Raw genomic sequence first — 18,136 nt, forward strand, 5'->3', positions numbered from 1 at the left:
TTATAGGCCCCAATTCTTATTGGGGCTTGCCCCCATCTTTAGTACTAACTTACCACCCTTAAGCAGTTCTGATGCTGGAAACTTAAATGAGTTTAATACTTTGCCATTAAGTGTTGCACTTTGTACATATTTATTGGATCTGGATACATTTGGCGCCTCTATACTAAAGGTTTTGCCTCTGCCGTATTGCTCACCCAACCCGATGGTTACTTTAGAAAAAAGCGGACTTCCAATTTCATATATAGGATCAGTGCTGCAGCCACCATCAGTCTGGAAAAGTCCCATAGATACCATAATAAACCAGGCACTCATCTGGCCCTGATCTTCATCACCAAGATATGCATTAGATACATCAAACCCGTAATAACGATCTATAATTGAGCGACTCCAGTATTGTGTAAGCCAGGGTTTCTTAACCCAATTAAACAGGAAGGCAAAATGCATAGACTGCTGATTACCCTGGATTACCGGATAATCCCAGTATTGATCGCCGGGGGCATTAAAGCGTAATTTATAGCTTTCCTTAAAACCCCACTCCAGGCGTTCTACAAACTTATCTTCTCCAATTTCCTTAGCCAGTCCGGGCACATCCTGTGGCACAAAATAGGTTAGCTGCCAGGCATTCCCCTCTACATACTGTTCATTGGCTCCTGACTTAAAAGGGTCAAAATCAGGAAACCACGAGCCGTCTGACTTACGTAAACGGGCATAACCTGTTTCCTTATCTATTGCATTTTTCCAATAGTTTGCCCGAAGCGTAAACTCTTCTGCAGCTTCTTTTTTACCCAATGCTTTTGCAAACTGTGATACAGTCCAGTCATCATAAGCATATTCGAGCGTATTAGAGAACCTTCCCTGATCGTATGGCACATATTTATGTTTTAAATAAGGTAAAAGGTCTCTGTTTCCTGCAAATCCCAATCCTACTTTTTGGGCAGGTGTAGTTTGCATTTTATACACGGCTTCAAAAGCTTTTTGGGCATCAAAATCTCGAATACCCATCTGATATGCGCCAACTATCAAAGGAATTTCATGCTCAGCAACCATTACAGGCACATAGTTCATTCCTGCCGGACCTTTTGCAAGCCAGCCATTGGCATCATACATCGCCAATTGTGATTTAACCCACCTGGATGACCACTCCGGAGTAACAAGATTCCAAAACTGATTGAGGTTCCAAAATGTATTCCAAAAAGCATCGCAGCCTAAAGCTAAAGCATTTGGATCCTTAAGTTGCTGAATCTTTTGTGTAGCATCAACCCACTTGCCATCCAGATCGCTCCAGGTATTACGACTAGCCAATGCGCGATACATGTTGCTATAAAACCTTACTTTTTCACGCCTGTCGTTAGTAGTAATTGCCAAACGCCCCATCAGCTTATTCCACGCATCACGCTGTCCATTGCGAACTTTGTCGAAACTCCAACCATAAGGCTCTGTAACTTCTTTCAATAAATTTTGAGAGGCATTCTCAATGCTTACAAGCGATATTCCTGTACGTGTTTGCACTACCTGGTTCTTTCTCGTATCAAATTCTACATACGCCCCTGCATCTTTAACCGTACCTGCATTTAGAATATCCTTTTCACTCAGATCGTCGTTTAACCAGGTACCGAATTTTTTAATTGGCTGATCAAACTCAATTACAAAGTGAATCTTATAATCCTGATTAACATCACCAGACCATGCATTAGGTGTAAATTGCCTTGTAAAACCTTCTATCCTATAATCGCTTACTTTTCTTAATGAAACATCCTTTAATTGATAAGAATATTCTGCAGGGATCTGGAGGTCGATCATTACCCTCGAATTCCCGGCCTTAGGATAGGTATACCGTTGAAAGCCGCATCTGGTTGTAGCCGTTAGCTCGGCCTTAATGTTATAGTCGGTAAGCATCACTTTGTAATAACCTAAAGGCGCTTCCTCTGTTGATTTATCAATTTGAGATCGATAACCATCTCCAGCCTTACGCTCATCTCCAACTTTAATTTTTAGCGGACCATTAACAGGCAACATCCCCAGGCCAGCCATAGTCCATTCATGAATGTGGCTAAAAACCCCAACACTTTCAAAAGACGGATCATAACCTGCTGTCCATCCGGCATTTTGATTATCAGGACTCAATTTAACCATACTAAACGGCATCCATGGACCTGGAGCAATCATCCATCGCGAATGGGCCGTACCCATCCTGGTATTTACATAATCAGCAGAAGTAAATTGTTGTTGTTTTGATCGCTTAACTGTCCCCTTTTCCAACAATACTCCATTGCTAAAAATCTCGTACCTGCTTTGCTTTGGAGTAATTACAGCAGGCATCGGAACCTCAAACTGATATCTGGAACTATCAAGTTTTTCTTTAAACAGAAGTTTCCCGTCTAGTTTAACAGTAAGTTCGGGGTTTCCTGAAAGGTGCTGTGCATCTACAAGCAATGGCTGAATCTGTTTACCATTCTTGGTTAACTCGTACTCAGCAGCTTTTACATTCCTTAAAAAGATAGCTTTATTATTAACCAACACTGCACTCTGAGGGCCTTCCAATCTCACCTGATCGAATACCATCCAGGAACCATCCAGTGAAGTAAGTACCATCTCGTTTCCTCCTTTACGGAGCATTCCAGATTGAACCGGAATTTCTATTTTATATTCCTTTGCGTCATTCAGATCACCTTCAACAACCCGACCTGATTTGTACTTTGGCAACTGTTTTACAAAAGCTTTACCGTTGATGATCACTTTAAGCAGCGGAGGAGAATCACCTTGATAGCCCAGTAAATCAATAACAAAATTCCATTCTCCCTGCACTGGAAAACTGGTTAGTCCAAACAATATGTTTGCAGTATGAGTTCTTAAACCAGAGGTACTGCCCGTGCCTCCCCAACCATCTTTTGGGCCAGGCAAAACATATGGCCAATCCTTTTCAGGTTTTGAAAACCCAATAAGAAAAAACCGGTCTTCCCATCCAAAATCATGATCTAAAAAATGCTTATACCCAGAAGGAGCAAGCGCCATATCTTCATCCTTATTATCCGAAGATCCTATCTCCCAGATCACTTTCTTCTGGGCACACAATGGTACTACCGCGAAGCTCAAAAGCATCGCTAACAATAATACCTTTAAATTGTCGCGGTAATTACTCATCATTTGCTGTCAAAATTATTTTTTAGTCTTCTGTTCAAGTTCCGTAATTGCACTCCACAAAACCCCCGCTTCTCCTCTAAAACTAGATGAGCCCTGAGGTTTGTTGTCTGGTGTGTACCACTCATAAAAGCCTTTGTTTTTTATCACACGATCTAACATTGGCGCCATGGCTTCACAAGCTTCCTCAAGAAGATCGTAACGGATAAGTTGAGACACCATTCTACCACCAAACCAAGTCCAGTCTCCACCATTCTGATACGAATAAGGCCCCATGCCAGTATTTTTAAAAAACCCTTTTGGATATACCGGATATATAGTTAAACCTATTGTTGCGGCATTGGCTTTCTTCACATTTTCCTTCATTTTATTGTAAGCAGCTTTCACTTCTTCTTTACTTAAAAGACCAGCCTCTATTGCAATTGCAGTTCCTCCGTGATAATAAATCTCCGATTCATTAAAAGATGCGGGAAATGGCGAACCATTTAAATATATATGCGGTACAAATTTCTGTTGGGTTTTATCCCAAAGGTGTTTACGAACATTTGCAGCTAAGCTTCCTTTGATGTCTTTCCAATATCTTTGTGATTTTGAAGATAAATCTGCCATGTCAAGAAAATCATTAATGGCAATTATGAACATTGCATTATCATAAATATCTATGGTTCTGTGCGAGTTAGAATCTAATACAACACCCCAGCTATGTTCTGGCTGAACATCTCCCCAGTCTACAGTTGTTGCACCCCATACCAATCCGTATTTCTTTTCGAAGCGCTTGGTAAGCAAAAACTCCATAGCTTGTTCCAGGTGTTTTTGTACAGATGCCCCAGCAACGGTATCCTTCAAAATGGTTTTATCGCCAGTACCTCTTATATACTTAGCAATGGCTTGTACAAGAGAAGTCTCCTGATCTGTTTCTACCGTATTTTTATGCCCGGCATAACCTGGTGCAAGTGCTGAATGATAAAAATCATATGAAACACCGCCTTTTTTTATCGGAATATAGCCGTCTAAAATTCCCCCGTCTGGTTGCTGAAATTGAAAGAAAGTAATCAAATGTTTTTTTATAAGATCTTTATCATTCACTTTACAGGCAACAGTCAAAAAGGTATTAAGATCTCTTATCCATACCTCACCATAACCATCTCCGGCTGTAAAACCTTTCTTTATTAATGTCTCTGCCATTTCCTTTACGGAATCTGCGGAAGGTTTAATAGATTCAACTTTTTTAGACACACTGGCGGATAAAACACTTTGTCCATTCGTACTTTTACTCAGGGCAAAAGCACTTAAACAAGTTATCATTAGTATTCTTATTCTCATATATGCTATTTATTAGACGTTTTAGGATTCGTTACAAGCAATGATTTATGCTATTTGTACATACATAGTTACATATTAATTTTATGCAATCAAATTTTTCAGTGTTAAATTTCAATTTATGCATAAAAACATCCCCCAGACCACATTTTTTAATGTAACCTGGGGGATTCAAACAACTTAAGTAAAAGCTTTATTTTTTTCCCAAAGTGATTTCGGGCCAGTTATCAGTTCTGAATGGCGACGCCGGCAGGCCTGCACCATTTACAAAATTACACTGTGGGTTATCGGCCCAGGCATACCTTACCGAAACAGGATTAGGCACTTCAGCGCTACTAACAATAACCTGATTTCCTTTTATTACAGCTTTAGCCCAATGAAATTTCTGATCGGAACCCGCAACCGAAAAGCCAATTAGCTCTCCACCATCACTAGCCTTTAAACCGCCATCGGTAGATCCAAAGGTTAATGCTATGGTATTACCGTCAATTTTTTGTGATTGGTATACCGGGCCGCTATAAGGAATTTTAACCCCATAATCTTTAGCTAGTGCTATAAAAGCTAGTCGCTTACCAACATCCTGTTTGTTTTTTGGATGAATATCAACTGCATCTCCTATGTCAATAGAAACGGCCATCCCGGTATTTGGAAGTGAAAGCGTTTCACGCTGCGCATCTCTTAACTCTGCCCACTCAGACGACTTTGGCTCCTTTACTGCTTGCATAAAATTAGCGAGCTGAACAAAGTAAAAAGGAAAGTTAGGTTGATTCCAGCTTTTTCTCCAATCTTTAATCATTGCAGGAAAGAGTTTGCGATATTGATTTGCCCGGCCGGCATTACTTTCTCCCTGGTACCAAATAGCTCCCTTAATCGGGAATTGCAAATACGGATTGATCATCGCATTATACAATACCGTTACTCTGTTAGGGCCATCATTTGAAGCAGGCATAGGCGCTACGTCTTTTAAATTTAACCCTACCTTGTATTGCCAATCTCCATCAAGCGATAAACGCTCGCCATTTGCAGACACCAGTGATAATATATTTTTATCTGCATAAAGACCACCATCACCGGCACCATCAAACACCCTTACTACCAGAGCAAATGTTCCTGCTTTTACTTTATTTGCAGGGATAGTATAAGCACGTGGCACATTAAATCCTTCTGTTTGACCTATTTTTTCGCCATCAAAAAAAGTAACGTCATTATCATCTATAGTACCCAAATTAACCTTTACCTCTTTACCTGCCCATGATTGAGGGATAGTTATATTTTTTCTAAACCAAACAACGCCATCAAAATCAGGCATCCCACTCTTCTCCCATAACGAAGGCAAAGCCATGCTTTTCCATGATGAAACGTCAAGTGAAGCATCCAACCATGCAGGTTTACCCTGAGCTATACCAGCATCTTTATCTAATACCAGCTTTTGCCAGGCTTCTAATTTCTGTTTAAAGCTAGAGGCGTCTTTATCTTTACCGGAAGTTTCAATTTTGTTAACTGCTTCCATAAAATCCGGTATAGTTTTAAGTGTACCTGCACTAGTCCACGCTTCCGCAATAGTTCCCCCCCATGAGGTATTTATCAATCCAATAGGAACTCCTGTTTTTTTATTGATCTCGCGGGCAAAAAAGTAGGCTACTGAAGAAAAATTCGCAACATATTTTGGTGTACATGCTTGCCACCCATCATTATATACCTTAGCATCTTTTAACGGCGAATTGCTGGTTACCTGAACAGTGTGCAACGTGCAACAATCTGATATTCGGATAATTCGCATCGCTTATTTCCTGCTCATAATTATTAACTTTCCCCCATCCTGCCAATGGCATTTCCATGTTAGATTGTCCTGAGCAAATCCAAACATCACCAATAAGCACATTGCTTAACTTAGTAACATCCCCATCAGAAATACTGATATTATATGGCCCACCATAGGAAGGAGTCGGTAATACAATCTTAAACTTTCCATCACTACCCGCTTTAGCAGTATAAGTTTTATTGTTCCAGGTAGCGGTAACCTTTACAGTTTTTCCTGCATCGGTATTTCCCCAGATGGCAACATTGGTTTTTTGTTGAAAAACCATGTTATCACTAAATACAGAAGGTAAAGTTACCTTTGCCTGCACAACGGCGCTTAAAAATAATGAGGCAAGCAATAAGCCGCCTTTAAAGAATTTAACGGAATTGAGGTTCAAGATGTTCATTGTTTAATTTGGTTACATAATGCAATACCAGATCGTTATAAACTATTAGAACCAGATATCGCTATGCACAAACATATTAAATATTAATATATTTTCATTAAACAAAAAGCATCTATTAATCTATACCGCCCACTACCCCCATCTGTTCTAGTTTAGCCTCAGTACCAGAAACATAACGGGAATCTGATTTTTTCTCTGAAGAGAATTCCATCATTAATGACTCCGCAACATGAACCATATGTTCTGACCCTATAAATATAGCTGTGCGCTGATGCAGTTCTGTTGGTTCTATTTCTAATATCCTGTTAAAACCATCCGAAGCAACTCCTCCGGCTTGTTCAACGATAAAAGCCATTGGATTACATTCATACAATAACCGCAGTTTTCCATTAGGAGATCTGGCAGTGGTAGGATAAATATATATGCCTCCCTTTATTAAATTTCGATGAATATCGCCTACCATCGACCCAATATACCTCGATGTATATGGTCTATTGGTGGCCGCATCTTCAACCTGAACATATTTTAGATATTTTTTTACTCCTTCCGGAAAATGGACATAGTTCCCTTCATTTAAGGAATAAATATTTCCATTTGGGGGTATCTTCATATTTGGATGAGATAAGCAAAACTCTCCGATGGAAGGATCTAAGGTAAAGCCGTTTACCCCTTTACCTGTGGTATACACCAACATGGTTGAGGATCCATAAATCACATAACCTGCTGCCACCTGCTCCGTTCCTTTTTGCAAAACATCCTGCAAAGTAGCCTCTCCGTTTGTTGATTTTCTTCTGTAAATCGAGAAAATAGTTCCTACGGCAACATTACAATCAATATTAGAAGAACCATCGAGCGGGTCAATGCACACTATGTATTTGGCATTTTTAGATACTGGTGAATCGATTTTCACAAACTCATCCTCCTCTTCTGTTGCAACAATACAACATTCACCACCACTGGTCAGTGCACTTATAAATTGCGTATTGGCATACACATCAAGCTTCTGTTGCCCCTCACCCTGAATATTCATGGTTCCGGCAGCTCCCAGTATATCAACCAGACCTGCTTTATTCACCTCCCGGTTAACTATTTTGGAGGCAATACCAATATCCCGAAGCAATCTTGAAAGCTCTCCTTTTGCATAAGGGAAATCGGCCTGTTTTTCTATTATAAATTGACCCAGTGTTTTTATACCTGACATATACTTAGTGTATTTAATACGTTATCTAACGCCTATTTCTATGACCTCTAAGTTATGTATTTTTTCTTCTGAAACAGAAAATCTAATTAAAGTTTTAACCTTATGCCAACCCGAATTTCCTGCTGCACCGGGATTTATATGTAAACAATCGATTTTCTTGTCGTACATCACCTTTAAAATATGTGAATGCCCGGCAATAAATAATTTCGGAGGCTTAGTGTACATTTCACCCTTTACCTGCGGAGCATATTTCCCCGGATAACCCCCAATATGTGTTATCCATACATCAAGGTTTTCGCAATTAAAACGCAAGTGTTCAGGGTAAAGGCTTCTAATCTCTTTACCATCAATATTTCCGTAAACGCCACGAAGTGGTTTAAAGGCGGCAAGCTCTTCGGCTACATTGGGTCCAAAATCTCCCGCATGCCATATTTCATCGCAATCGGCAAAGTGTTTAAAAACCGCTGGATCCAAAAATCCATGTGTATCAGAAATCAGGCCTATCTTAGTCAAAGTATATGTTCTTAATATGTATCAAACAAAGCTATGTATAATGACATTTATACAATTAAAAAGCCAGCAAGAAATCTTTAAGTAATCTCTTATAGGCTTCGGTATATATTTTTTCAGATTCGTAAATGAAGAAATTACTAATCTTTGGCGCAACCACTTTCCGCTGGAGGCAAATGATATGGCGAAAAACAGGTTTACTTTCATCAGAACAAACATTTATTCTTTCGCCCAGCGCCAGATTAAATGCTGCTGCCCCCGCAACCACAAACTCTGCTTGCTTAACCGGGAGTATTAACCAAATACATCCATCATCAGTTAATAGTTCTGAAGTTTTCATTAACAGCAACTCAAAAAAATCCTGATCAGCGTGCCTTGCAATCCCTTTTCTTTGTTCCGGATTTTTAAGGTCGTTAACAAAATAAGGAGGATTGGAAACAATTAAGTCATATTTAACATCAGTATTATACGATGCTATAGCACAATGGTGGGCTTTAACTCTTGCAGAAAAATTAGAATTGTTAAAATTAGCTGAAGCCGCTAATGCTGCCGATTCGTCTATCTCTACAGCATCAACTAGTGCCTCTGGAAAACGCTGCGCCAGCATTAAAGCAATAACGCCCGTACCGGTTCCAATATCGAGTATTTGTTTAGTGTCATTTTTTTGAACAATAGCGCCTAGTAACACTCCATCAGTATTAATTTTCATGGCACAACCCGACTGGTTTACCTCAAACTGCTTAAATTTAAAAATACTTCCCATACGCTTCTGCGAATATATTACATTCTAACCTCGCGGTTTTAAAATTTTAACGCTAAATTTGCGGCTCAAAACACTACAATGATTTATTTCTTCTCCAATCAATCCAATACAGTTTTCGCTTTACAAACCGCGCAAAACTTATCCGATACTGATATTACAAAACTAGAATGGCTGTTTGGCGGTGCAAAATTAAAGCAAGAAACCGTATTAACAGACTTTTTTGTCGGACCTCGAGCAGCAATGATAACTCCATGGAGTACAAATGCGGTAGAGATTACACAAAATATGGCCATCGAAGGAATCATCAGGATTGAAGAATTTCATAAAGTAGAAGAAGGTTTTTCTGACTTCGATCCAATGTTATCTCAAAAATATAAGGAACTTAATCAGGACATATATACTATTAATATACAACCGGAACCTATTATTGAGGTTAGCGATATTGCTGCCTATAATAAACAGGAAGGTTTATCACTAAGTGATGAAGAAGTAGAGTACTTAAATGGTCTTTCTCAAAGACTTGGAAGAGCACTTACTGACTCAGAAGTATTCGGTTTTTCTCAGGTAAACTCAGAACACTGTCGTCACAAAATCTTTAACGGTAAATTCGTTATTGACGGTGTGGAACAACCTACATCTCTTTTCAAGCTGATCCGTAAAACATCAGAAGAAAACCCCAATGATATTGTTTCTGCCTATAAAGACAATGTTGCCTTTATTAAAGGTCCGGTAGTTCAGCAGTTTGCACCTAAACGTGCTGATGAGCCCGACTATTATGCAATCAGCGATTTTGAATCCGTAATTTCCGTAAAAGCAGAAACACATAACTTCCCAACAACTGTAGAACCATTTAATGGTGCTGCAACCGGATCAGGTGGCGAAATTAGAGACAGACTTGCAGGTGGACAAGGCTCACTACCTTTGGCTGGTACTGCAGTTTATATGACTGCCTTATCAAGATTGGAAGAAAATCGCCCTTGGGAAAAAGGTGTTGAAGAAAGAAAATGGCTATACCAAACTCCAATGGATATCCTAATCAAAGCTTCTAATGGAGCAACTGATTTTGGAAATAAATTTGGCCAACCGCTAATCACCGGTTCGGTTCTTACATTCGAACATGAAGAAGGCGGACGCAAACTTGGTTTCGATAAAGTAATCATGCTTGCTGGTGGTGTTGGTTATGGTAAGGCCAGCCAGGCTAAAAAACAAAAACCTTCTGAAGGTGATAAAATTGTTGTCCTGGGTGGAGAAAATTATAGAATTGGTATGGGTGGTGCTGCAGTATCATCTGCAGATACCGGCGCCCTTGGGAGTGGAATTGAATTAAATGCCATTCAGAGATCTAATCCTGAAATGCAAAAAAGAGCAGCTAATGCTGTACGTGGCATGGTAGAGAGCGATCATAACAGCATCGTATCGATACATGATCATGGTGCCGGTGGTCACTTAAACTGCCTTTCTGAACTGGTTGAAGAAACCGGTGGAAAAATAGACCTTGATAAATTACCTGTCGGTGATCCTACCCTTTCAGCTAAAGAGATTATTGGTAACGAATCTCAGGAGCGTATGGGTCTGGTAATCGGACAAGAACATATAGAAACACTTCAAAAAATTGCAGATCGTGAGCGCTCTCCAATGTATACTGTAGGTACAGTTACAGGCGATCACCGCTTTACATTTGAATCTGCAACTACCGGCGCTAAACCTATGGATCTTGAACTGAAAGACATGTTCGGCAGTTCTCCAAAGGTAATCATGGAAGACAAAACCATTGATAGAAAATACGAGCCGGTTACTTATGATAAAGCCCAGTTAAATGTTTATCTGGAACAAGTATTACAACTTGAAGCTGTTGCCTCTAAAGACTGGTTAACCAATAAGGTTGACCGTTGTGTGGGTGGCCGCGTTGCCAAACAACAATGTGCCGGACCACTACAATTGCCACTTAACAACTGTGGTGTTATGGCGTTAGATTTTCAGGGAAAAGAAGGCATCGCAACTTCAGTAGGTCACGCTCCCCTATCTGCATTAATTGATCCGGCAGCCGGAAGTCGTATTGCTATTGCCGAATCTCTTTCTAATATTCTGTGGGCACCATTAAAAGATGGACTAAAAAGCGTTTCCCTTTCAGCCAACTGGATGTGGGCATGTAAAAACGAAGGTGAAGATGCCAGATTATACGAAGCTGTAAAAGCTTGTTCTGATTTTGCAATCAGCTTAGGAATCAATATCCCAACAGGTAAAGATTCCTTGTCGATGAAACAAAAATATAAGAGCGATGAGGTGATTGCACCGGGTACTGTGATTATTTCAGCTGCAGGAAATTGCAACGACATCACTAAAGTTGTTGAGCCCGTTTTACAAAAAGATGGCGGTTCAATTTACTACATCAACCTATCTAACGATACTTATAAACTTGGTGGTTCTTCCTTTGCACAAATCTTAAACAGAATTGGTAATGAAACACCTGATGTTAAAAATGCAGATCAACTTAAAAATGCTTTTAACACACTTCAGGAATTAATAAAAGCTGACAAAATACAAGCAGGACACGATATAGGTAGCGGTGGTTTAATAACTACTTTACTGGAACTTTGCTTTGCCGATCGTGATCTTGGTGCATCATTAGATCTTTCTTCTTTAGGTGAGCAAGACATTATAAAATTACTTTTTGCTGAAAACATCGGCATCGTATTCCAGGCAACTAGCGATGTTGAGGCTACCCTTTCTGCAAATGATGTTGCTTATCACAAAATTGGTGAAGTTACTTCAACCGCAAGCTTACAAGTAAAAAACAATTCAGATACCTTATCTTTTGACATTGATCACTTACGTGATGTATGGTTCAAAACTTCTTATCTGTTAGATAAAAAACAAAGTGGACCAGTAAAAGCAAAAGAACGCTTTGACAACTACAAAAACCACATACTTAAATACAACTTCCCTACTCAGTTTGACGGAAAGAAACCGGTTATTGATGCTTCAAAACCAAGACCAAAGGCAGCTGTTATTCGTGAAAAAGGAAGTAACTCTGAACGTGAACTTGCTAACGCCATGTACCTTGCAGGTTTTGACGTAAAAGATGTTCACATGACTGATCTTATTGCAGGCAGAGAGACTTTAGAAGACATACAGTTCATTGGTGCGGTTGGTGGCTTCTCTAACTCCGATGTTTTAGGATCAGCCAAAGGATGGGCAGGAGCTTTTATGTACAACGAAAAGGCTAAAGTTGCACTTGAAAACTTTTTTAGCAGACCAGATACATTATCTGTAGGAATCTGTAATGGTTGTCAGCTTTTTGTTGAGCTGGGCTTAATCAATAAAGACCATGCAGAAAAACCAAAAATGCTGCATAACGAAAGTGGTAAACACGAAAGTATATTCACCTCATTAACCCTACAAGAAAACAATTCAGTTATGCTTTCTACATTGGCAGGAACTACATTGGGTGTATGGGTTTCACATGGTGAAGGCAGGTTCCAATTACCTTACTCAGAAGATAAATATCAAATCATAGCAAAGTATGCTTATGAAACTTATCCTGCAAGCCCGAACGGTTCAGATTATAACACAGCAATGATGTGTGATGAGTCTGGTCGTCACCTGGTAATGATGCCACACATTGAGCGTTCATTATTCCAATGGCATTGGGCAAATTATCCGAAAGAACGTAAAGATGAAGTTACACCTTGGATGGAAGCCTTTGTAAACGCCCGTAAATGGGTTGAAACGCATAAAGGATAAGAGCTCAGCCTCTTCCATTATTGCATTTGTCTAAAAATTAATTAGATTTGGTTACAACAGATGTGTAGCAATAGCTCCCATCCTTCTTAACCAAATCTAATTCAATGTTTAGATAACTATGTTATCCTACCAATCTTATACTGATAATGAATTGGTTCTTTTGTTCAAAAAGGATGACCATGCTGCCTTCACAGAAATATATATTCGTTATTCCTCTGCTTTATATAATAGTGCATACAAAATACTGCAAGACAGAGATGAAGTTAAAGATTTAGTTCAGGAAGTATTTACCACACTCTGGAACAGGAGATCGGATTTCACTTTAAATACAAATCTTGCCGGATACTTGTATGTTGCAGTTCGTAACAAGGCACTAAAGACTATCTCCCACCAACAAGTTAAATCAAAATATTCAACGCTCTTACAACAGAACGCTACAACTGAAACGCAGATAGTTACAGACTATGCAATTAGAGAAAAACAACTTGTAGAAATCATTGATAGCCATATCAATGAGCTTCCTGCCAAAATGCGACAGATACTGAATATGAGCCGAAAATCTTACCTCACTCATAAAGAGATAGCCAATGAGCTAGACCTATCGGAGAGTACAGTAAAAAAACAGGTAAACAATGCTCTGAAAATTTTAAGACTTAAACTAGAGGCCTTTCTTGTGCTGTTTACATTGCTAATATTAATGCTTCTTTAAGCCTTCCCAAATAAATTTTCATTTTTTTCTACGCCCTGAACATTTCTTAAAGGTCTTTAGATTAATAAGGACAATTATACGATCCGTCAGCATGGAAAAAAAGAAAATAGAAGAGCTACTAAATAGATATCAGACAGGGGAATGCACTGAGGAAGAAATAGCCTGGATAGAATCTGTTTACAATAAAATTCAAAAAGAAACTAAAGTTGAACTGACAGAAGATATCATAAAAAAAGACCTTTATGATGTTTACCAAGCCTTACCACAGCCACATAAAACAAGAACTATATACCTATGGCAGCGGATTGCAGCCTCTGTGATCCTTGTATTATCAGCATCTGCTGCCATGTATTTCTATTTCAAAAAGCCTGCCCCTGCTAATTATGTAGTACAGGCTCCAGCAAAAACCGATCAAAAGAATTTCGCGACAGGTATCAATAAAACCTTCCTGACGTTAACAGATGGTTCTAAAATATATCTGGAAACTGCGCCAATTGGAAAAATAACCGATCAGGGAGGCGTGAGAATTACCAAAATCAAAGAGGGAGTAATTTCGTACGCTCAAATTTCTAATCAAGTCAACCTGGTAAATCCCAAAAACACAAATATCATAACAACTTCAAAAGGCGGACAATATCAAATTATCCTTCCTGATGGTTCGCATGTTTGGTTAAATGCACTTTCATCCTTAAAATTCCCAATCTCCTTTAACGGAAAAAAAAGAGAAGTAGAACTAAAAGGAGAAGGATATTTTGAGGTTGCAAAAAATAAAATCCACCCATTTAATGTATTAACCCAAGATCAGGAAGTAGAGGTACTCGGAACTCATTTCAATATCAATAGTTATGAAGACGAACCCACAACTGAAACAACACTATTAGAAGGAAGCGTAAGGATCCTACAGCTTAAAAGCAACAAATCAGCACTACTTAAACCAGGTCAACAGTCTCACCTAAAAGGCAACGGCGCTATACAAGTTAATAGTGTTAAAACTGAAAGCGTTATTGCCTGGAAAAACGGATTATTTCAATTTCAAAATTCCGATATCAGGAATGTGGTTCGCCAACTGGCACGTTGGTACGATGTTGATTTCGAGTTTAAAGGCCCAATACCAGTTATCAAACTTTGGGGTGAAATCCATAGAAACACAGATGTATTAAACGCCTTAGAAATCTTAAGTTACTTCGATCTGAAGTATACCATTGTAAACGCGCAAAACAGAAAAAAAATAATTATAACCAAATAGAAATCTTAAATAACCAATGAAAAGGTTTAACATATAAAAACCTTTAATTATCCCTTTTCCGAAAATCGGAACCGCAGTTTTTTACTACTAACCAAGTATTAACTTAATCCAAATGAAGCTAAACCAGTATGAAACGGTATTTACTATACCACTACTTAAATTTTCAGTAAATTTTAGTGCTACCTTAACAATTCTCTTTCTTTTACTCACTTGTTTGCAAGTATCTGCAAAACCAGTACAAAGAATTACTATATCCAAAAAGAACTCACCAATAGTACAGATTTTTGAGGCTATTAAACAACAATCTGGATATTCCGTAGTTTACAATAGCGATGATCTAAAAGAAAGAAATGTCAGTTTAAATGTAAAAAACTCTACAGTTGAAGAGACAATGGAGGAAAGTCTTAAGGACAGTCCGTTTGCATTTAAAATCTTAAATAAAAACATCCTTATCAAAAAGAAGGATGAGCCATCCGTATTTTCTCCTTCAACAACTAAACCTCAGGCTAAAGAAATAAAAGGAAAAGTTGTAGATAAGCAGAATATCTCTATACCGGGTGTAAGTATTAAATTAAAAGGAACGTCCATTGGAACAGTTACAAATGGAGAAGGACTATATGCCATTTCAATACCAGAAAATACTGGCACCCTTGTTTTTAGCATGGTTGGATATACGACCAAAGAAGTAACCATTGGCAGTGATCAGACTATAAACGTAATCCTGCTAGAAGAAACCTCGGCACTTAACGAAGTGGTGGTTATAGGATATGGCACCCAGAAAAAATCAGACGTTACTACCGCCGTATCATCTGTGTCAGCAGAAAGCATAAAAGAGCGACCTGCTTTAAACTTTGGCGAGGCCATTGCCGGTCAAATGGCCGGAGTTCAGGTTCAGCAAACTGGCGGTGCCCCTGGCGGGGAAGGACTAGCCATAAGAGTTAGAGGAGTTGGCTCAATTACCCAATCCAATGATCCTTTATATGTTGTAGATGGCTATCCAATGGAAGGTAATGCATTCAGACTATTGAACACCTCAGATATTGAAAGTATTCAGGTTTTAAAAGACGCCTCTTCTACAGCCATTTATGGTTCAAGAGGTGCAAACGGTGTTGTTATTGTAACCACTAAGAAGGGCAAAGTTGGCCCGCCAACAATAAATGCCAACACTTTTATAGGATTTCAGGAACTGGGCAAAGAAGTAGAAATGATGAACAGGGATCAATATATCCAGTGGTTTATTGATGGTAGAAACCAGGCTTGGTTAGATGCACAAATTATCACATCAGATCCAAACCAACAACCCCATTCCATTACAGACCCCAACTCACGTCGTAGTCTGTACTCTGGTGCAAGCACTCAATATATGATACCAGATGGTACGGGAGGATATAAATACAACTTTCTGGACCCAGCCTCTGTAGCACAAATGCCCGACAACAATTGGCAAGATCTTTTATACAGAAAAGCTTTAACTCAAAAAAGTGAACTATCGGTTTCTGGAGGAACAGAACATACTCAATATATGTTTTCCGGAAGTTATGCCAAGCAGGAAGGTATAGTTCTAGGCACAAACTATGACCGCTTTAATTTTCGCTCAGCCATCAACTCTAAGGTTACCAAGAGTCTGAGCCTTGGCATGAATATGTTGGCCTTCTCAGCAAAAGGCAGAGAGCAGGAAAGCGGCAAATACTCTCCGGTAATGTTTGCACTGCAATTGCCCCCAATCTTTCCGGTAAGGAATGATGATGGAACATACGGTTCGATGGTTCGAAATCCGGAAATACTTGCCGGCGATGTTGCAAGCCCAATCGGTGTAGCAGAGCAGGTTCAAAATTCCAGAAATCGATATGGTTGGCTGGGGACTGTTTTTGCTGAATGGGAAATCATTAAGGATCTAAAATATAAGATCAATATTAATGGTGGAATTCAGGACAACCAGCAAAAGATCTTTGAAGCTTCTTTTATAGATTTTGATGCTTCTAAAGGTCCGCGCCCAGCTAAAGGTATAAATCAGCGTGCATCAGATTTCGACTGGGTAATTGAAAACACCTTAAACTACTCCCGTACTTTTTCTGATAAGCACGTATTATCTGCCCTTGTAGGTTATACCACTCAAAAACATAATCTGAAAAATATGTACGGCGAAGCCCGTGGCTTTGCCAACGACCAGATTACAACCCTCAATGCAGGCACTATGTATGCCTTATCTAGTGATGAGTCAGAATATTCAATGATTTCTTATCTGGGCAGGATCAACTATGCATACGATAATAAATACTTATTTACAGCCACCTTTCGTGGTGATGGTTCTTCCCGTTTTGGTATGAACAAAAAATGGGGAACCTTCCCTTCTCTGTCTGCAGGGTGGAAAATTTCTGAAGAGAAATTTATGGAGAACATTAAAGCCATAAGCGATCTTAAGATTCGTGCAGGCTTTGGTATTTCAGGAAACAACAGAATTGGCGATTATTCTGCTATTGGTCTTCTAACTTCAGGCTTCTATCCAACCGGAGGAACACTTCAAAATACTACCAACCCAAGCACAATGTCGAACGTTGATCTTGGATGGGAAAAAACAAGACAATATAACCTTGGATTTGAACTTGGCTTAATAAATGACAGGATAAGAATTGAAGGTGATTTTTACGACAGCCAGTCTATTGACCTTTTATTAAATGTTCCTGTACCGGTAATTACAGGATATTCTACCCAAATTCAAAATATCGGAAAAGTGCAGAACAGGGGTATGGAATTCCTGGTTACGACCAGAAACCTTCTGGGTGACTTTAAGTGGAATACCAACTTTAACATTTCATTTAATAAAAACAAAGTATTGGAAGTTGGAGCAGATAACCGTCCTATTTATGGCAGCGCTCCTAATGCAAATAATGCGTTCATTACAACTGTTGGCTCTCCTATTGCAAGTTTTTATGGATACAAATATGAAGGCGTGTTCCTTACCCAGGATGAATTAAACAAATATCCGCACTTAAGTGCAGATAAAATAGGCGATGGCAGATACGCTGATATCAATAAGGATGGTATTCTAGACCAAAATGATAAAACGATTTTGGGCAACAATAATCCCGATTTTACCACCGGTCTAACCAATAACTTTTCATATAAAAACTTCTCTTTGGGAGTTCAGTTTACTGCATCATATGGAGCAGAATTATTTAGTTTCTATAAAAGAATGGTTGGAATATATCATGGTGATAGAAATGGGATGATAGAACAGATTGGTAGATGGAGATCTACAGACGATCCAGGAGATGGAATTCACTTCAAAGCAACGAGA

Annotated in this window: 11 protein-coding genes; 4 read left to right on the plus strand and 7 right to left on the minus strand. The window is 39.1% G+C overall.

The window, feature by feature from the left end; all coding sequences use genetic code 11:
* The 7 genes from AC1DDX_RS03625 to AC1DDX_RS03655 form a co-directional block, all read right to left on the minus strand.
* On the minus strand, positions 1 to 3,144 hold the full coding sequence (locus AC1DDX_RS03625; RefSeq protein WP_288882307.1) for a GH92 family glycosyl hydrolase: 3,144 nt from the start codon (positions 3,142 to 3,144) through the stop codon (positions 1 to 3).
* A 12-nt stretch (positions 3,145 to 3,156) separates the two neighbouring features.
* The gene (locus tag AC1DDX_RS03630) at positions 3,157 to 4,461 is read right to left on the minus strand and encodes a glucosidase family protein (RefSeq protein WP_288882306.1); all 1,305 of its coding nucleotides are present in this window, start codon (positions 4,459 to 4,461) and stop codon (positions 3,157 to 3,159) included.
* Positions 4,462 to 4,651: 190 nt separating this feature from the next.
* Positions 4,652 to 6,205 (minus strand): sialate O-acetylesterase, encoded by a 1,554-nt coding sequence (locus AC1DDX_RS03635; RefSeq protein WP_477621780.1) that lies wholly within the window; start codon positions 6,203 to 6,205, stop codon positions 4,652 to 4,654.
* A complete protein-coding gene (locus AC1DDX_RS03640) occupies positions 6,159 to 6,665 on the minus strand; it encodes a hypothetical protein (protein WP_477621781.1) in 507 nt (168 codons plus the stop codon). Before AC1DDX_RS03640 ends, AC1DDX_RS03635 begins: the two co-directional genes overlap by 47 nt.
* A 115-nt stretch (positions 6,666 to 6,780) precedes the next feature.
* Complete coding sequence (gene fbp / locus AC1DDX_RS03645; RefSeq protein ID WP_172663840.1) at positions 6,781 to 7,866, minus strand: class 1 fructose-bisphosphatase; 1,086 nt, start codon at positions 7,864 to 7,866, stop codon at positions 6,781 to 6,783.
* A gap of 21 nt (positions 7,867 to 7,887) precedes the next feature.
* Positions 7,888 to 8,379, minus strand: a complete 492-nt coding sequence (locus tag AC1DDX_RS03650; protein WP_288882302.1) for a metallophosphoesterase family protein — start codon at positions 8,377 to 8,379, stop codon at positions 7,888 to 7,890.
* A 55-nt stretch (positions 8,380 to 8,434) separates the two neighbouring features.
* Positions 8,435 to 9,139: a tRNA1(Val) (adenine(37)-N6)-methyltransferase gene (locus AC1DDX_RS03655; protein ID WP_172663842.1), complete on the minus strand. Its 705-nt coding sequence runs from the start codon at positions 9,137 to 9,139 to the stop codon at positions 8,435 to 8,437.
* Positions 9,140 to 9,217: 78 nt separating this feature from the next.
* Between AC1DDX_RS03655 and purL the strand changes: the two genes are divergently transcribed.
* The 4 genes from purL to AC1DDX_RS03675 all read left to right on the plus strand — a co-directional run.
* Positions 9,218 to 12,883 carry a phosphoribosylformylglycinamidine synthase gene (gene purL, locus AC1DDX_RS03660; RefSeq protein ID WP_337715202.1) on the plus strand — a complete coding sequence of 1,222 codons (3,666 nt, stop codon included), beginning with the start codon at positions 9,218 to 9,220 and terminating at the stop codon, positions 12,881 to 12,883.
* Between the two features lie 118 nt (positions 12,884 to 13,001).
* Positions 13,002 to 13,592, plus strand: a complete 591-nt coding sequence (locus tag AC1DDX_RS03665) for an RNA polymerase sigma factor (protein WP_288882299.1) — start codon at positions 13,002 to 13,004, stop codon at positions 13,590 to 13,592.
* A gap of 91 nt (positions 13,593 to 13,683) precedes the next feature.
* Positions 13,684 to 14,838: a FecR family protein gene (locus AC1DDX_RS03670; RefSeq protein WP_288882297.1), complete on the plus strand. Its 1,155-nt coding sequence runs from the start codon at positions 13,684 to 13,686 to the stop codon at positions 14,836 to 14,838.
* A gap of 112 nt (positions 14,839 to 14,950) precedes the next feature.
* On the plus strand, positions 14,951 to 18,136 hold a 3,186-nt coding region (locus AC1DDX_RS03675; RefSeq protein WP_477621782.1), incomplete at its 3' end, for a TonB-dependent receptor.

The sequence above is a fragment of the Pedobacter sp. 10L46_2 genome (genome assembly GCF_056395165.1).

Excerpts from the sequence above, each read along its gene's own strand:
- AC1DDX_RS03625 (WP_288882307.1), bottom strand. The coding sequence starts at position 3,144 with ATGATGAGTAATTACCGCGACAATTTAAAGGTATTATTGTTAGCGATG.
- AC1DDX_RS03630 (WP_288882306.1), bottom strand. The coding sequence starts at position 4,461 with ATGAGAATAAGAATACTAATGATAACTTGTTTAAGTGCTTTTGCCCTG.
- AC1DDX_RS03640 (WP_477621781.1), bottom strand. The coding sequence starts at position 6,665 with ATGAACATCTTGAACCTCAATTCCGTTAAATTCTTTAAAGGCGGCTTA.
- fbp (WP_172663840.1), bottom strand. The coding sequence starts at position 7,866 with ATGTCAGGTATAAAAACACTGGGTCAATTTATAATAGAAAAACAGGCC.
- AC1DDX_RS03655 (WP_172663842.1), bottom strand. The coding sequence starts at position 9,139 with ATGGGAAGTATTTTTAAATTTAAGCAGTTTGAGGTAAACCAGTCGGGT.
- purL (WP_337715202.1), top strand. The coding sequence starts at position 9,218 with ATGATTTATTTCTTCTCCAATCAATCCAATACAGTTTTCGCTTTACAA.
- AC1DDX_RS03665 (WP_288882299.1), top strand. The coding sequence starts at position 13,002 with ATGTTATCCTACCAATCTTATACTGATAATGAATTGGTTCTTTTGTTC.
- AC1DDX_RS03670 (WP_288882297.1), top strand. The coding sequence starts at position 13,684 with ATGGAAAAAAAGAAAATAGAAGAGCTACTAAATAGATATCAGACAGGG.